14 protein-coding genes are annotated in these 12,675 nt (G+C 70.5%); 8 read left to right on the forward strand and 6 right to left on the reverse strand.

The window, feature by feature from the left end; all coding sequences use genetic code 11:
- Positions 1–17 precede the first annotated feature (17 nt).
- The gene (locus tag EHS43_RS23390) at positions 18–887 is read left to right on the forward strand and encodes an alpha/beta fold hydrolase (protein WP_125192733.1); all 870 of its coding nucleotides are present in this window, start codon (positions 18–20) and stop codon (positions 885–887) included.
- Between the two features lie 4 nt (positions 888–891).
- On the opposite strand, the gene EHS43_RS23395 is transcribed toward EHS43_RS23390, so the two are convergent.
- Positions 892–1,785 carry an NYN domain-containing protein gene (locus tag EHS43_RS23395; RefSeq protein ID WP_125192734.1) on the reverse strand — a complete coding sequence of 298 codons (894 nt, stop codon included), beginning with the start codon at positions 1,783–1,785 and terminating at the stop codon, positions 892–894.
- Between the two features lie 194 nt (positions 1,786–1,979).
- Here EHS43_RS23395 and EHS43_RS23400 point away from each other — a divergent pair, with 194 nt between their 5' ends.
- A complete protein-coding gene (locus EHS43_RS23400) occupies positions 1,980–2,132 on the forward strand; it encodes a hypothetical protein (protein ID WP_003992775.1) in 153 nt (50 codons plus the stop codon).
- Between the two features lie 78 nt (positions 2,133–2,210).
- On the opposite strand, the gene EHS43_RS23405 is transcribed toward EHS43_RS23400, so the two are convergent.
- From EHS43_RS23405 to EHS43_RS23415, 3 genes are all read right to left on the reverse strand, one after another.
- On the reverse strand, positions 2,211–2,816 hold the full coding sequence (locus EHS43_RS23405; RefSeq protein ID WP_125192735.1) for a MarC family protein: 606 nt from the start codon (positions 2,814–2,816) through the stop codon (positions 2,211–2,213).
- A gap of 99 nt (positions 2,817–2,915) precedes the next feature.
- The gene (locus EHS43_RS23410) at positions 2,916–3,773 is read right to left on the reverse strand and encodes a PHP domain-containing protein (protein ID WP_125192736.1); all 858 of its coding nucleotides are present in this window, start codon (positions 3,771–3,773) and stop codon (positions 2,916–2,918) included.
- Positions 3,774–3,906: 133 nt separating this feature from the next.
- Positions 3,907–4,548: a DUF6758 family protein gene (locus EHS43_RS23415; protein ID WP_125192737.1), complete on the reverse strand. Its 642-nt coding sequence runs from the start codon at positions 4,546–4,548 to the stop codon at positions 3,907–3,909.
- A 173-nt stretch (positions 4,549–4,721) separates the two neighbouring features.
- Between EHS43_RS23415 and EHS43_RS23420 the strand changes: the two genes are divergently transcribed.
- Positions 4,722–5,945, forward strand: a complete 1,224-nt coding sequence (locus tag EHS43_RS23420; protein WP_125192738.1) for an MFS transporter — start codon at positions 4,722–4,724, stop codon at positions 5,943–5,945.
- 41 nt (positions 5,946–5,986) lie between these two features.
- On the opposite strand, the gene EHS43_RS23425 is transcribed toward EHS43_RS23420, so the two are convergent.
- Positions 5,987–6,571, reverse strand: coding sequence for a suppressor of fused domain protein (locus EHS43_RS23425; protein ID WP_125192739.1), 585 nt, complete (start codon positions 6,569–6,571; stop codon positions 5,987–5,989).
- Positions 6,572–7,055: 484 nt separating this feature from the next.
- Here EHS43_RS23425 and EHS43_RS23430 point away from each other — a divergent pair, with 484 nt between their 5' ends.
- Complete coding sequence (locus EHS43_RS23430; protein ID WP_125192740.1) at positions 7,056–8,174, forward strand: magnesium and cobalt transport protein CorA; 1,119 nt, start codon at positions 7,056–7,058, stop codon at positions 8,172–8,174.
- Positions 8,175–8,184: 10 nt separating this feature from the next.
- Complete coding sequence (locus tag EHS43_RS23435) at positions 8,185–8,697, forward strand: hypothetical protein (RefSeq protein WP_125192741.1); 513 nt, start codon at positions 8,185–8,187, stop codon at positions 8,695–8,697.
- Here the strand turns inward: EHS43_RS23435 and EHS43_RS23440 are convergent.
- A complete protein-coding gene (locus tag EHS43_RS23440) occupies positions 8,694–9,437 on the reverse strand; it encodes a hypothetical protein (RefSeq protein WP_125192742.1) in 744 nt (247 codons plus the stop codon). The two genes, EHS43_RS23435 and EHS43_RS23440, sit on opposite strands and share 4 nt — an antisense overlap.
- A 238-nt stretch (positions 9,438–9,675) precedes the next feature.
- Here EHS43_RS23440 and EHS43_RS23445 point away from each other — a divergent pair, with 238 nt between their 5' ends.
- From EHS43_RS23445 to EHS43_RS23455, 3 genes are all read left to right on the forward strand, one after another.
- Positions 9,676–10,962: a CBS domain-containing protein gene (locus tag EHS43_RS23445; RefSeq protein ID WP_125192743.1), complete on the forward strand. Its 1,287-nt coding sequence runs from the start codon at positions 9,676–9,678 to the stop codon at positions 10,960–10,962.
- Positions 10,952–11,566: a DUF1003 domain-containing protein gene (locus tag EHS43_RS23450; RefSeq protein WP_125192744.1), complete on the forward strand. Its 615-nt coding sequence runs from the start codon at positions 10,952–10,954 to the stop codon at positions 11,564–11,566. The genes EHS43_RS23445 and EHS43_RS23450 overlap by 11 nt, the downstream gene beginning before the upstream one ends.
- Before the next feature lie 43 nt (positions 11,567–11,609).
- Positions 11,610–12,675, forward strand: a 1,066-nt coding sequence (locus EHS43_RS23455) for an Mrp/NBP35 family ATP-binding protein (RefSeq protein WP_148104081.1), incomplete at its 3' end; no start/stop codon positions are given.

A 12,675-nucleotide genomic window follows, 5' to 3' on the forward strand; every position in this document is an offset into this window, starting at 1 on the left:
CCGGATACCCTCACCCCGTGAGCACCCGAGCCGTCTTCATCCCGCCGCCAGGCGCCCGCGCCTACCCCCTGCGCACCGCTCGCGGCGAGTTCGCGGTGGTGGACTCGGCCGTGCCCGACGGTGTCGTCCCCAAGGGCACCGCGCTGCTGCTTCCCGGTTTCACGGGCAGCAAGGAGGACTTCACGCTGCTCCACGGACCGCTCGCCGCGCGCGGCTACCGGGTCGTGGCGGTGGACGGCCGGGGCCAGTTCGAGTCGGACGGGCCGCAGACCGACGAATCCGCTTACGCGCGAGGCGAGTTGGCGCGGGACGTGCTCGCCCAGGCGGCCGCCGTCGGCATCCCCGTGCACCTGGTCGGGCACTCACTGGGCGGCCAGATCGCGCGGGCCGCCGTACTGCTCGACCACGCGCCCTTCCTCTCCTTCACCCTCGTCTCCTCGGGCCCCGCGCAGATCTCCGACTCCCAGCAGCAGCGCGTGAAGCTGCTGCGGGACGCGCTCGGGGTGATGACGATGGCCGAGGTGTGGGAGGCGATCCTGGCCATGGGTCCGCCGGAGGAGGTCGGCGGCCCCGCGAAGGGCATCGGGGACGTCGTACAGCTGCGCCGCCGCTGGCTCGGCAACAAGCCCGCCCAACTCCTCGCGACCGGAGCCCAGTTGTGCACGGAGCCGGACCTGGTGGCCGAGCTCGCCGCCGTCCCGCTGCCCTTCCACGTCCTGTCCGGCGCGCAGGACGACACCTGGCCGGTGCCTCTCCTCGACGACATGGCCGTACGCCTGAGTGCGCGCCGCACGGTGATCGCGGGGGCCGACCACTCCCCCAACGCCGACGAGCCCCTCCCCACGGCCCATGCCCTGGCCGACTTCTGGGACGCCCTCGACGGGTAGGCGGTCAGTACTGGCCCTGCAAGTGCTCCCAGAACCCGTCCCGCAGCACCCGGCGCAGATCCGCGTGCCCCCGCAGGGAGTACTGGAGCAGCCCCTCCGCCTCCACCAGCAGGTCCTGGTCCACGGACCCCGGCAGGTAGGGGTGGCCGGGCAGGAGTTCCTGCAGCGCCGCCCGGCCCCGCTCCGACAGCCACTTCGCGGCGATCTGCGCGCCCACGAAACGGACGTCCTCGCGGGTGGGCCGGGCGGCCGTCGCCTCGTAGGGGACCGCGGCCCGCCGGGAGACGTACGGCTTGAAGAAGTCGAGGTCGAGGGTGCGCTGGCTGTCGACCTCCCACAGCAGCGGTTCGGCCTGGTTGCGGCCCTCCGGCGCCTCGATGCCCCACAGGTGGACGCGGGCGCCGTAGCCCTGGGCCGCCTCGACCGCCGAGACCAGGTCCTCGTCCCCGCCCAGGAGGGCCGCGTCGCTGATCGCGCGGTGCCGGGCCAGGGACTCCAGGTCGGAGCGGATCAGCGAGTCGACGCCCTTCTGCTGGTTGTTGGCGTTGAGGTTGCCCAGCCGGACCTTCACGTCGGGGAGTTCGGCGATGGTCTGCTGCTCCGCCGTGTGGATGCGGCGGCGCGCGCCGTCGTACCAGTAGACCCTCAGCAGTCTGCTGTCCGCGAAGATGGTCCGCGCCCGGTCGATGAGGGCCTCGATCAGGCCCTCGGCGTCCAGGTCGAAGGCGCGACGGTCCTCGGTGCCGGTGACGAGTCGTCCCGCGGCCGCGTAGAGGTATCCCGCATCGACGAAGATCGCATGCGTCGAGGGCGTCTTCGCCACCTCGGCGAGCATGCGCGTGAGCAGCTCGTTGGTGCGGTCGATGCGGGCGCTCAGCGGCGCCAGGTCGTCGTTCATCGCCTCCATTGTCCCGGCGGTCACGCTGCGAACACAACCGGTCCCAAGGAGTCCCGGAAGACTCACTTACCGGTCAGTAATTAGTTGTTCGAAAAATTTCTTTAGCGTAGGGAATGTTTGTAACACGCACCCCGTTGACTACCTGTGTACGCAGTAATTCTCCGCAGGAGGATGACCAGACGAAGGGAGAAGCCATGCGCTTCGAAATCATGCGACTCGACGACGTCGACGGCACGCCCGTGGACAGCACTGTCGTGGACGCCGCCTCCGTCAACCGGATCGTTCAGCAGGCCGCCGCCATAGGACAGCGGCTCTGGATCCGCCCCGCCGAGACCACGGCCTCATAACCCCCAGCAACCCGCTGAAGCTTCAGAGCCCCCGCCCGGCATCGACGCCGGGCGGGGGCTCTGCGCATGCCCGCGCGCTCAGCTCGCGTGGATCACCTGGGTGATGCCGTTGATGATCTGCTGCACGGCGATCGCGGAGAGCATCATGCCCGCGAGCCGGGTCACGAGCACCACGCCGCCGTCCTTGATGACCCGGATGATCAGCAGGGAGTACCGCATCACCACCCACAGCACGACGTGGATGGCGAGGATGGCCGTCCACACGGAGACCTGGGTGGCGACGCTGTGGGCCTTCTGCACGGCGAGGATGACGGACACGATCGCACCCGGCCCCGCCAGCAGCGGCATGCCCAGGGGTACGAGCGCCACATTGACGTCCTTGGTCTGCTTCGGCTCGTCGGTCTTGCCGGTGAGCAGGTCGAGCGCGATCAGCAGGAGCAGCAGACCGCCCGCGATCATCAGCGCGGGCACGGAGACGTGCAGGTAGTCGAGGATCTGGTGGCCCAGGAGCCCGAAGACGGCGATGACACCGCCCGCCACGCAGACGGCCTGGAAGGCCATCCGCTTCTGCACCTTGCCGGGCCGGCCGGCGGTCAGCGCGAGGAAGATCGGGGTGATCCCGGGGGGATCCATGATGACGAACAGGGTGAGGAAGAGCGAGCCGAAGACGGCGACGTCGAACATGACGGAACTGGCCTTACAGAAAAGGGCGGAACGCGGAGCCAGGCACGGACACACAACGGTGCGGCCTGCGGCTCCGGGTGATGGACGGCGGGGTCGGTCTCAGATTCCGCCGGTGCCGGGGACCGGGAACGCGCCCGTCGCCCGTCGCGTGATCTCCCCGTAGACCTCGGGGTCCGTCGTGTACTCGCCGAGGGCGACGGTCTTGCGGCTGCCGTGGTAGTCGCTGGACCCGGTGACGAGCAGCCCCAGATCGGCGGCGAGCCCGCGCAGCCGTACGCGCGTGTCCGCGTCGTGGTCCATGTGGTCGACCTCGATGCCGTCGAGGCCGGCGGCGGCCATCTCGGCGATCGCGGACTCCGGGACGGTGCGACCGCGCTTGCTCGCGCCGGGGTGGGCGAACACGGTGACCCCGCCGGCCCCCTTGACCAGCCGGATCGCCTCGAAGGGGTCGGTCTCGTGCTTCTGCACGTGGGCCCGGCCGCCGTCGGCCAGCCAGTCGGTGGTGAAGGCGTCGTCGACGCTCGGTACGACCCCGAGCTCGACGAGCGCGGTGGCGACGTGCGGCCGCCCGACGGAACCGTCTCCGGCGATCCGTGCCACCTGCTCCCAGGTGACCGGCACCCCCAGCTCCTGGAGCCTGGCCACCATCGCCCGCGCCCGGGGCACCCGGTCGTCCCGCACCAGCTCCCGCTCGGCGAGCAGCTCCGGCTCCTCGGGGTCGAACAGGTAGGCCAGCATGTGCATGGACACCCCGTCGATCCGGCAGGACAGCTCGGCCCCGGTGACGAGGGTCAGCCCGGCGGGCAGCGCGGCCAGGGCCTCGCCGTAGCCGCGGGTGGTGTCGTGATCCGTGAGGGCGACGACGTCCAGCCCGGCAGCCGCGGCGTTGCGCACCAGCTCGGCGGGTGTGTCGGTGCCGTCGGACGCGGTGGAGTGGCAGTGCAGATCGATGCGCACGACACGGACTCCAGACGGTGGAACAGACACGGATCACAGGGGGACGCTCAAGGATAACCGGATTTTCCGACTCCCCTGTCACACCCGCAGCCGGGGTGCAACCCCTACAGTCGCGGGGGCACGACCCCCACGGTCAGGGCTTGAGCAGGCGGGGCGACAGCGCCCCGCAGGGCACCAGTTCCACTTCGGCCCCGGCTTCCCGCAGATCCGTCAGCACCAGCTCGTCGTACATCAGCAGCCCGGACTGCTCGGGCCACACCACGGCCCACAGCCACAGCCCCAGCGCCTCCCCCGCGAACACGGCCCGGTCCTCCGGCGCCCCGGAGACAAGCCACAGCGGAGTGGGCCGGCCGGCGGCGAGCACCTTCGCCTGCGCCGGCTTCTCGACGCTCATGTAGGGGCCCGGGTCCGGCCCGTCGATTCCCGCGTAGCGCGCGCCGAGCCCGACGCCGAGTTCCTCGGCCACGAGGATCAGCTCGCCCACACCGCCGAGCGGTCCGGGTCCGGTGCAGGCCACCGCCGTGGCGCGACCACCACTGCGGTCGTCACCCGCGCAGGCCACGCCCGTGAACAGCCAGCCGACCGGCAGCGGCCACGGCATCCACACCGGCACCTGCGTGCGATGCACCACGACATCGAGGGCCTCGACGCTCGGCGGTATCACGGGCTGCAGTGGATGCACCGTCCCGTGCACATCGCACTGCCAGGAATCGGCGAAGAGTCCGGGAGCCCTGACCCGGCCACCACACTTCGGGCAACTGGGTTCGCCCCTCATAGGGCCCCACGGTCCTACCCTCGCTCCGCCACGTCAAGGACGATCACCCGTCCGGACGGAACGGGTTCGGTCCGGCCCCACCGGACAGACTTAGATGTAGCTTGCATTAATTAGCCGATCTAACTTACTATGTGCATATACCAACTATCTCCGTGAGGAGTGGAGGAACGACCATGGACCCCTTCGATGCGGGAGCCGGCGGCATCCTGCGCCAGCCGAAGGCCGTGTGGGCGACGGCGGGCGCGTCCGTCGTCGCCTTCATGGGCATCGGACTCGTGGACCCGATCCTGCCGTCGATCGCGAAGGGACTGGACGCCACGGCGAGCCAGGTCTCTCTCCTGTTCACCTCGTACTTCCTGATCACCGCGATCGCGATGCTGGTGACCGGCTTCGTCTCCAGCCGCATCGGCGGCAAGAAGACCCTGCTGCTCGGCCTCGCCCTCGTCGTGGTCTTCGCGGGACTCGCCGGCACCTCGGGCTCGGTCCAGGAACTGGTCGGCTTCCGGGCCGGCTGGGGCCTCGGCAACGCCCTGTTCGTCTCCACGGCCCTCGCCGTCATCGTCGGCGCGGCGGCCGGGGGCAGCGCGGCGGCGATCCTGCTGTACGAGTCCGCCCTCGGCCTCGGCATGGCCTGCGGCCCGCTGCTGGGCGCCCTGCTCGGTGACGCCAGCTGGCGCTACCCGTTCTTCGGTACGGCCTTCCTGATGGCCGTCGGCTTCCTGTGCATCACCGCGTTCCTGAAGGAGCAGCCCAAGCCGGCCCGCAAGACCTCGCTGCTGGACCCGGTCAGGGCGCTCGGCCACGGCGGGCTCGCCTCGGCCGCGATCTCGTCCTTCTTCTACAACTACACGTTCTTCACCGTGCTGGCCTTCACCCCGTTCGTGCTGGACATGACCCCGTACAAGTCGGGTGCCGTGTTCTTCGCCTGGGGAGTGCTGCTCGCCGTCTTCTCGGTGTTCGCCGCGCCACGCCTCCAGGAGCGGTTCGGCTCGCTGAAGGTGCTCGGCGGGTCGCTGGTCCTGCTCGCGCTCGACGTGCTCGTCCTCGGCTACGGCAACCACACCACGGCCGTCGTCTGCACGATCCTGTCCGGCGCCTTCATCGGCGTGAACAACACGGTCTACACGGAACTGGCGCTCGGCGTCTCGGACGCCCCGCGGCCCGTGGCGAGCGCGGGCTACAACTTCGTGCGCTGGTTCGCGGCGGCCGCGGCGCCCTACTTCGCGCCGAAGATCGAGGAGTGGACCGACATCCACGTCCCGTTCGTGGTCGCGGCGGTGACCGCCGTGCTGGGCGCGCTCGTGGTCGTCGTACGGCGCAAGGCGCTCACGCACGAGGCGGAGGAGCAGGAGCCGAGGCACGCGGTCGAGGACAGTGTCACCGTGTTCGCCAACTGACCTGTGCCGGTCGGCACTTGGTGAGCTTGCTCACGCGGGGCTCAGTCCAGCGGGACGGATTTCCGGGACGGATCCCGGAGGTCCGTCCCGTTCGCCAGCCAGCGCTCCTGGAGGGCCGGGGCACCGTGGACGCGCTTCCAGGCGGCCTCGTTCGGCGTCATGGGCAGCAAGGGCAGGAAGCGGACCGGGTCGAGGGGCTCGTCGAGTTCCAGGTCCTCGACCAGCCCACCCGGCTCGGCGACCAGGACCGAGGTGAACGGGGCGGCCGGCCACAGCGGTTCCCCCACGTCGAGCGAGGCTCCCGGCGCCACGACCACGCCCTCGACCTGCGGGGACGCGGCGAGCACGGCGAGCGGGCGGAGGACCTTGTCGGTGTCGGCGAGCCCCGAGCGCACGGAGAGGAACAGTTCGGCGCGCGGGCCCTTCACCGGGTCCGCGAGCATCGCGGTGGGGTCGCCCATCGGCTGGGCCGACATGCCGAGCGTGGCGTAGCGGACGACGTCCCCGTCGGTGAAGCGGAGCACCTCGATGCGGTCCGTGCCGAGGAAGGTGACCGCCGCGCGCGCGTCCGGATCGCCCAGCGCGCTGCGCAACCGGGCCTCGACCAGAGGAAGAACATCTGCCATGCGGCGAGCATAGAACTCGTCAGTACCGGGCAAAGCAGCGCCTTGACACTTCGGCCTGCTGATACTCTGGCCCGGTCGTCGGGGCAGCACGCAGAAGCGTCGCGATCGAGCCCCGACGCCTTGTGAGACTCCCTTACGGGAATGGATCGTCCCTTACGAGGGACCGGCCGGAGGAGGTGGGGCTGTCATGGATCGAAGTCGACCTGGTAGTACCACTCGTTCTTCCGGCCGCTGATGCAGCTCTGTGACTCTCGGCAACCGCCGCCTTTCACGTTCGCGTCTTCGTGCGGAAGAGCATTTCGTTCGTTTTGCCTGATCTCTGTGATCGCCAGCAGTAGCTGAATCAGTAGCGAAGCTCGCCACCGCGATGGTGCGGTGCTCCCCGCTTTGTGGACGTGCCAAACACCCACAGCAGGACGTCCCCATTCCGGGTAGTTCCAGCCCTCGCCGGCGCCCTTTGTTGCCCGTCACGAAGGAGCCTGCCATGTCGATGATCCGTGACCTGCGTGCCGCCGTGCGCCCGTCGCGTCCCTCGCTGCGCAAGGACACCGGCGCGTACGACGCGACGCGCGACCCCTCGACGCCCTCGGCCGTCGTCGACTGCGCCGTCTACCGCGACGGCCGGCGCGTGCCGACCGACTGCCAGCTGAGCCCGCACGAGGCGATGCGCCAGGTGCGCCGCGACGGCGGCTTCGTGTGGATCGGCCTGCACGAGCCGAGCGAGGCCGAATTCTCCGGTATCGCCGGTGAGTTCGGACTGCACCCGCTCGCCGTCGAGGACGCCGTCCAGGCCCACCAGCGGCCCAAGCTGGAGCGCTACGACGACTCCCTGTTCACCGTCTTCAAGACCATCCACTACGTCGAGCACGACGAGCTCACCGCCAACAGCGAGATCGTCGAGACCGGCGAGGTCATGTGCTTCACCGGCCGGGACTTCTTCATCACCGTCCGGCACGGCGGCCAGGGCTCGCTCAGGGCGCTGCGCCACCGCCTCCAGGACGACCCCGAGCTGCTCGCCAAGGGCCCCTCGGCGGTGCTGCACTCGATCGCTGACCATGTCGTCGACGGCTATGTCGCGGTCGCCGACGCGGTGCAGGACGACATCGACGAGGTCGAGACCGAGGTTTTCACGCCGGGGCGCGGCGGCAAGGTCTCGCGCGGTGTGGACTCGGCGCGGATCTACCAGCTCAAGCGTGAGGTGCTGGAGTTCAAGCGGGCCGTCGCCCCGCTGCTGCGGCCCATGCAGCTGCTCAGCGAGCGGCCGATGCGGCTCGTGGACCCCGACATCCAGAAGTACTTCCGCGATGTCGCCGACCACCTCGCCCGCGTCCAGGAGCAGGTCCTGGGCTTCGACGAACTGCTCAACTCGATCCTCCAGGCCAACCTCGCGCAGGCGTCCGTCGCGCAGAACGAGGACATGCGGAAGATCACGTCCTGGGCCGCGATCATCGCCGTACCGACGATGGTGTGCGGGGTCTACGGCATGAACTTCGACTACATGCCGGAGACGCACTGGCGGTTCGGCTACCCCGTGATCATGGCGGTCACCGGAGTCATCTGCATGGGCATCCACCGCACCCTCAAGCGCAACGGCTGGCTCTAGGGTGGGCCCCATGACACGTGAGCTGCTCGACCGGGCCCTCGTCGAGGAGGCCACGAAGAAGTCCGGCCTCATCTGGGTCCAGGGACCCGGCGGCCCGGCCCGCGCCCTGTGGCACGTGTGGCACGAGGGCGCCGCGTGCCTGGTCGGCGACGGGCCCGGGGAGCAACCGCTGCCGGGGCTGACCGACGGCGGCACCGCCGAGGTGACCGTGCGCAGCAAGGACAAGGGAGGCCGGCTGGTCTCCTGGACGGCCAGGGTCGTCGAACCGGCACCCGGCTCCGAGGCGTGGCAGGCGGCCGTCGCCGAGCTGAAGGGGAAGCGGCTGAACGCCCCAGACGGCGAGGCGATGACGGACCGTTGGTCCCGCGAGTGCCGGGTGCTGCGGCTCGAACCGACCGGGGTCACCGCCGCGCTCCCCGACGGCGACCTGGCCCGACCACCGCTGCCCACACCGGCGACCACCCGTGAGCCGATCCCGGCCGGGCTGCCCCGGCTGCTGCTGAAACGCCGCAAACGCGGCTAGGACGCCGGCAGCTGCTTGCCGTAGTCCACCGTCTCGTCCTTCTTCGGCTCGGTCAGGGAGAAGTTCCTGCCCCAGGCCGAGAAGGTCAGCGTGCCCGCGCCGCCCGCCCGGGCCAGGCGCAGCGGGTAGGGCTGCCCCTCCAGGGAGACGTCCAGTGTGCCGCCGTCCCCCTTGTCACCCGTGATCCGGATCGTGCGGGTACCCGCCTGCTCATGGTGGCCGTCGGTCTCCAGGCTGCCGTGCAGTGTCAGAAGCCCGTCGAGGAGAACGTCCTTGTCCGTGAAACCGCTGAACTTCCTGTACGCCGGATCGCCCGACGGCACCTTCACGTACTTGCCGTCGAGCTTGTCGGCCGCGTCCGAGTCGTCGCCCTTGCCGTCGGCCTGGGTCCAGAAGTCGGCGCCGGCCTTCAGGTACAGCTCCTTGCCGATCCGCAGCAGCTGGAAGGTGGTCCCCTCCGCGGTGACCGACCCGGTGCCGCCGCCGGAGTTCAGGCGCATGTCGAGCCCGTACGTGCGCCCGCTGGTGACCACGTTCCCCGACAGGCGCAGCGCCCCGGCGGACTCGGCGGCCGCACGGGTCTTCGACTGGATCTGCTCGGCGGACAGTTTGCCGACCCCGTTGGTGCCCGCGTCGGGGTCCTCGCTGCAGCCCGTCAGACCCGTTCCCGTCACGACCAGGGCGCACATCGCGCCCACCACAACGGTCCTGCGGGCACGGCCCTGGGGAATCGCGGTCACAGGTGGGGCTGCCTTTCCGACGAGGGTCCTTCAGCGGCGTACGGCAGCGTACCGGGGCCCCGCGCCCCGGACGGAGCCAGACCGTCCGGAGGCCTCACCAGGGCGTATCCGATCGGTACGGGCTAGCCTTAAGCCCTCCCGAGCGGGCAATCCGGACAACGAACGACGAACGAAACACCCCGTACGCACCCCCGTACACGCCCTCGAACACCGCCTCGTAGGCAAAGGAAGCACAGCCATGGCAGCGGGAGCCCCCCGGATCTTCGTCTCGCACCTCGCGGGCGTCGCCGTCTTCGACCCCAACGGCGACCAGGTGGGCCGGGTGCGCGATCTGGTCGTCGTCCTGCGCGTGGGGCGCAGGCCGCCCCGGGTGCTCGGCCTGGTCGTCGAACTGTCCACCCGGCGCCGCATCTTCCTGCCCATGACCCGGGTGACGAGCATCGAGTCGGGCCAGGTCATCACCACGGGTGTGCTCAACGTCCGGCGCTTCGAGCAACGGCCCACCGAGCGGCTGGCCTTCGGTGAACTCCTGGACCGGCGGGTCACGCTGGTGGAGACCGGCGAGCAGGTCACCGTCCTCGACATCTCGGTGCAGCAGCTGCCCGCCCGCCGGGACTGGGAGATCGACCGCGTCTTCGTCCGCAAGGGCGGCAAGGGCGGGGCGTTCCGGCGCAAGGGCGAGGCGCTGACCGTCGAGTGGTCCGCCGTGACCGGCTTCACCCTGGAGGAGCACGGACAGGGCGCCGAGAGCCTGCTGGCCACCTTCGAGCAGCTGCGCGCGGCCGACCTCGCCAACGTCCTGCACCACCTCTCCCCCAAGCGGCGCGCGGAGGTGGCCGCGGCTCTCGACGACGACCGCCTGGCCGACGTACTGGAGGAGCTGCCCGAGGACGACCAGATCGAGATCCTCGGCAAGCTGAAGGAGGAGCGGGCCGCCGACGTGCTGGAGGCCATGGACCCCGACGACGCGGCCGACCTGCTCGCCGAACTCCCCACCGAGGAGCAGGAACGCCTGCTGAGCCTCATGCAGCCCGGGGACGCGGCCGACATGCGGCGCCTGATGGCCTATGAGGAGCACACGGCGGGCGGTCTCATGACCACCGAGCCGATCGTCCTGCGGCCGGACGCGACCGTCGCCGACGCGCTCGCCCGCGTCCGCAACCCCGACCTCTCCCCCGCGCTGGCCGCCCAGGTGTACGTGTGCCGGGCGCCCGACGAGACGCCGACCGGCAAGTACCTCGGCACGGTCCACTTCCAGCGACTGCTGCGGGACCCCCCGTACACCCTCGTCAGCGCGCTCGTCGACGACGACCTCCAGGCCCTCGACCCGGACGCCACGCTCCCGGTGATCGCCGGGTTCTTCGCGACGTACGACATGGTCGCGGCACCCGTGGTCGACGATTCGGGCTCGCTGCTCGGCGCGGTGACGGTGGACGACGTCCTCGACCACATGCTGCCCGAGGACTGGCGGGAGACGGAGTTCGACGCGGAAGGTGCGGAGGGGGTGGCCCACCATGACGCCTGAGCGCGAGACCCCCGGCCGCGAGCGCACCCCGCTCGGCGCTCGTGAGCGCACCCCTGCCGGCGCCACGGCGACCAGCCGTCCGCGCGCCCGGCTCGACCAGCCCCGGCCGCCGCGCCGCAGGCTGCTGCCCGAGTGGGACCCGGAGGCCTTCGGGCGCCTGTCGGAGCGGATCGCCCGCTTCCTGGGCACCGGGCGGTTCATCGTCTGGATGACGGTCGTCATCATCGCGTGGGTGCTGTGGAACATCTTCGCGCCCGTCGACCTGCGCTTCGACAACTACCCGTTCATCTTCCTCACCCTGATGCTGTCCCTCCAGGCCTCCTACGCCGCCCCGCTGATCCTGCTCGCGCAGAACCGGCAGGACGACCGGGACCGGGTCAACCTCGAACAGGACCGCAAGCAGAACGAGCGGTCGATCGCGGACACCGAGTACCTGACCCGGGAGATCGCCTCGCTGCGGATCGGCCTCGGGGAGGTGGCCACGCGGGACTGGATCCGCTCCGAGCTCCAGGACCTGATGAAGGAGCTGGAGACACGGCAGCACGACGGGCATGTCGTATTCCCGGCAGAACGACCGCACAGGCGTGACGTAGACGACCACTGACAGGGGTGCGGGGGGCGCCCGCCACCGCCGTACCATCGTCTGTATGGCTAGCGAAGACGCGGTGCGCGAGGCACTGGCGACGGTGAACGACCCCGAGATCAACCGCCCCATCACGGAGCTCGGGATGGTCAAGTCGGTCGACATCGGCGCGGACGGGGCGGTCGCGGTCACCGTGTACCTGACGGTCTCCGGCTGTCCGATGCGCGAGACGATCACGCAGCGCGTGACGGACGCCGTCGCGGCCGTGGAGGGCGTGACCCGGGTCGACGTCACGCTCGACGTGATGAGCGACGAGCAGCGCAAGGAGCTGGCGACGGCCCTGCGGGGCGGCCAGACCGAGCGCGAGGTCCCCTTCGCCAAGCCCGGCTCCCTGACCCGTGTCTACGCTGTCGCCTCCGGCAAGGGCGGGGTCGGCAAGTCCTCGGTCACCGTGAACCTCGCGGCGGCGATGGCAGCCGACGGTCTCAAGGTGGGCGTGGTCGACGCGGACATCTACGGCCACTCGGTGCCGCGCATGCTGGGCGCGGACGGCCGCCCGACCCAGGTCGAGAACATGATCATGCCGCCGTCGGCGAACGGCGTGAAGGTCATCTCGATCGGCATGTTCACCCCGGGCAACGCGCCGGTGGTCTGGCGCGGCCCGATGCTCCACCGCGCCCTCCAGCAGTTCCTGGCGGACGTGTACTGGGGCGACCTGGACGTCCTGCTCCTCGACCTCCCGCCCGGCACGGGCGACATCGCGATCTCGGTGGCCCAGCTGGTCCCGAACGCGGAGATCCTCGTCGTCACCACGCCCCAGCAGGCGGCGGCGGAGGTCGCCGAGCGGGCCGGCTCCATCGCCGTCCAGACCCACCAGAAGATCGTCGGCGTGGTCGAGAACATGTCCGGCCTGCCCTGCCCGCACTGCGGCGAGATGGTGGACGTCTTCGGCACGGGCGGCGGCCAGACCGTCGCGGACGGCCTGACCCGCACCACCGGAGCGACGGTCCCGGTCCTCGGCTCCATCCCGATCGACGTCCGCCTCCGCGAGGGCGGCGACGAGGGCAAGCCGGTCGTCCTGACCGACCCGGACTCTCCGGCGGGCGCCGCGCTGCGGGGGATCGCGGGGA

This window comes from Streptomyces sp. RP5T, assembly GCF_003933965.1.
Lineage (GTDB): Bacteria > Actinomycetota > Actinomycetes > Streptomycetales > Streptomycetaceae > Streptomyces.

Excerpts from the sequence above, each read along its gene's own strand:
- EHS43_RS23395 (WP_125192734.1), bottom strand. The coding sequence starts at position 1,785 with ATGAACGACGACCTGGCGCCGCTGAGCGCCCGCATCGACCGCACCAAC.
- EHS43_RS23400 (WP_003992775.1), top strand. The coding sequence starts at position 1,980 with ATGCGCTTCGAAATCATGCGACTCGACGACGTCGACGGCACGCCCGTG.
- EHS43_RS23405 (WP_125192735.1), bottom strand. The coding sequence starts at position 2,816 with ATGTTCGACGTCGCCGTCTTCGGCTCGCTCTTCCTCACCCTGTTCGTC.
- EHS43_RS23415 (WP_125192737.1), bottom strand. The coding sequence starts at position 4,548 with ATGAGGGGCGAACCCAGTTGCCCGAAGTGTGGTGGCCGGGTCAGGGCT.
- EHS43_RS23420 (WP_125192738.1), top strand. The coding sequence starts at position 4,722 with ATGGACCCCTTCGATGCGGGAGCCGGCGGCATCCTGCGCCAGCCGAAG.
- EHS43_RS23425 (WP_125192739.1), bottom strand. The coding sequence starts at position 6,571 with ATGGCAGATGTTCTTCCTCTGGTCGAGGCCCGGTTGCGCAGCGCGCTG.
- EHS43_RS23430 (WP_125192740.1), top strand. The coding sequence starts at position 7,056 with ATGTCGATGATCCGTGACCTGCGTGCCGCCGTGCGCCCGTCGCGTCCC.
- EHS43_RS23435 (WP_125192741.1), top strand. The coding sequence starts at position 8,185 with ATGACACGTGAGCTGCTCGACCGGGCCCTCGTCGAGGAGGCCACGAAG.
- EHS43_RS23445 (WP_125192743.1), top strand. The coding sequence starts at position 9,676 with ATGGCAGCGGGAGCCCCCCGGATCTTCGTCTCGCACCTCGCGGGCGTC.
- EHS43_RS23450 (WP_125192744.1), top strand. The coding sequence starts at position 10,952 with ATGACGCCTGAGCGCGAGACCCCCGGCCGCGAGCGCACCCCGCTCGGC.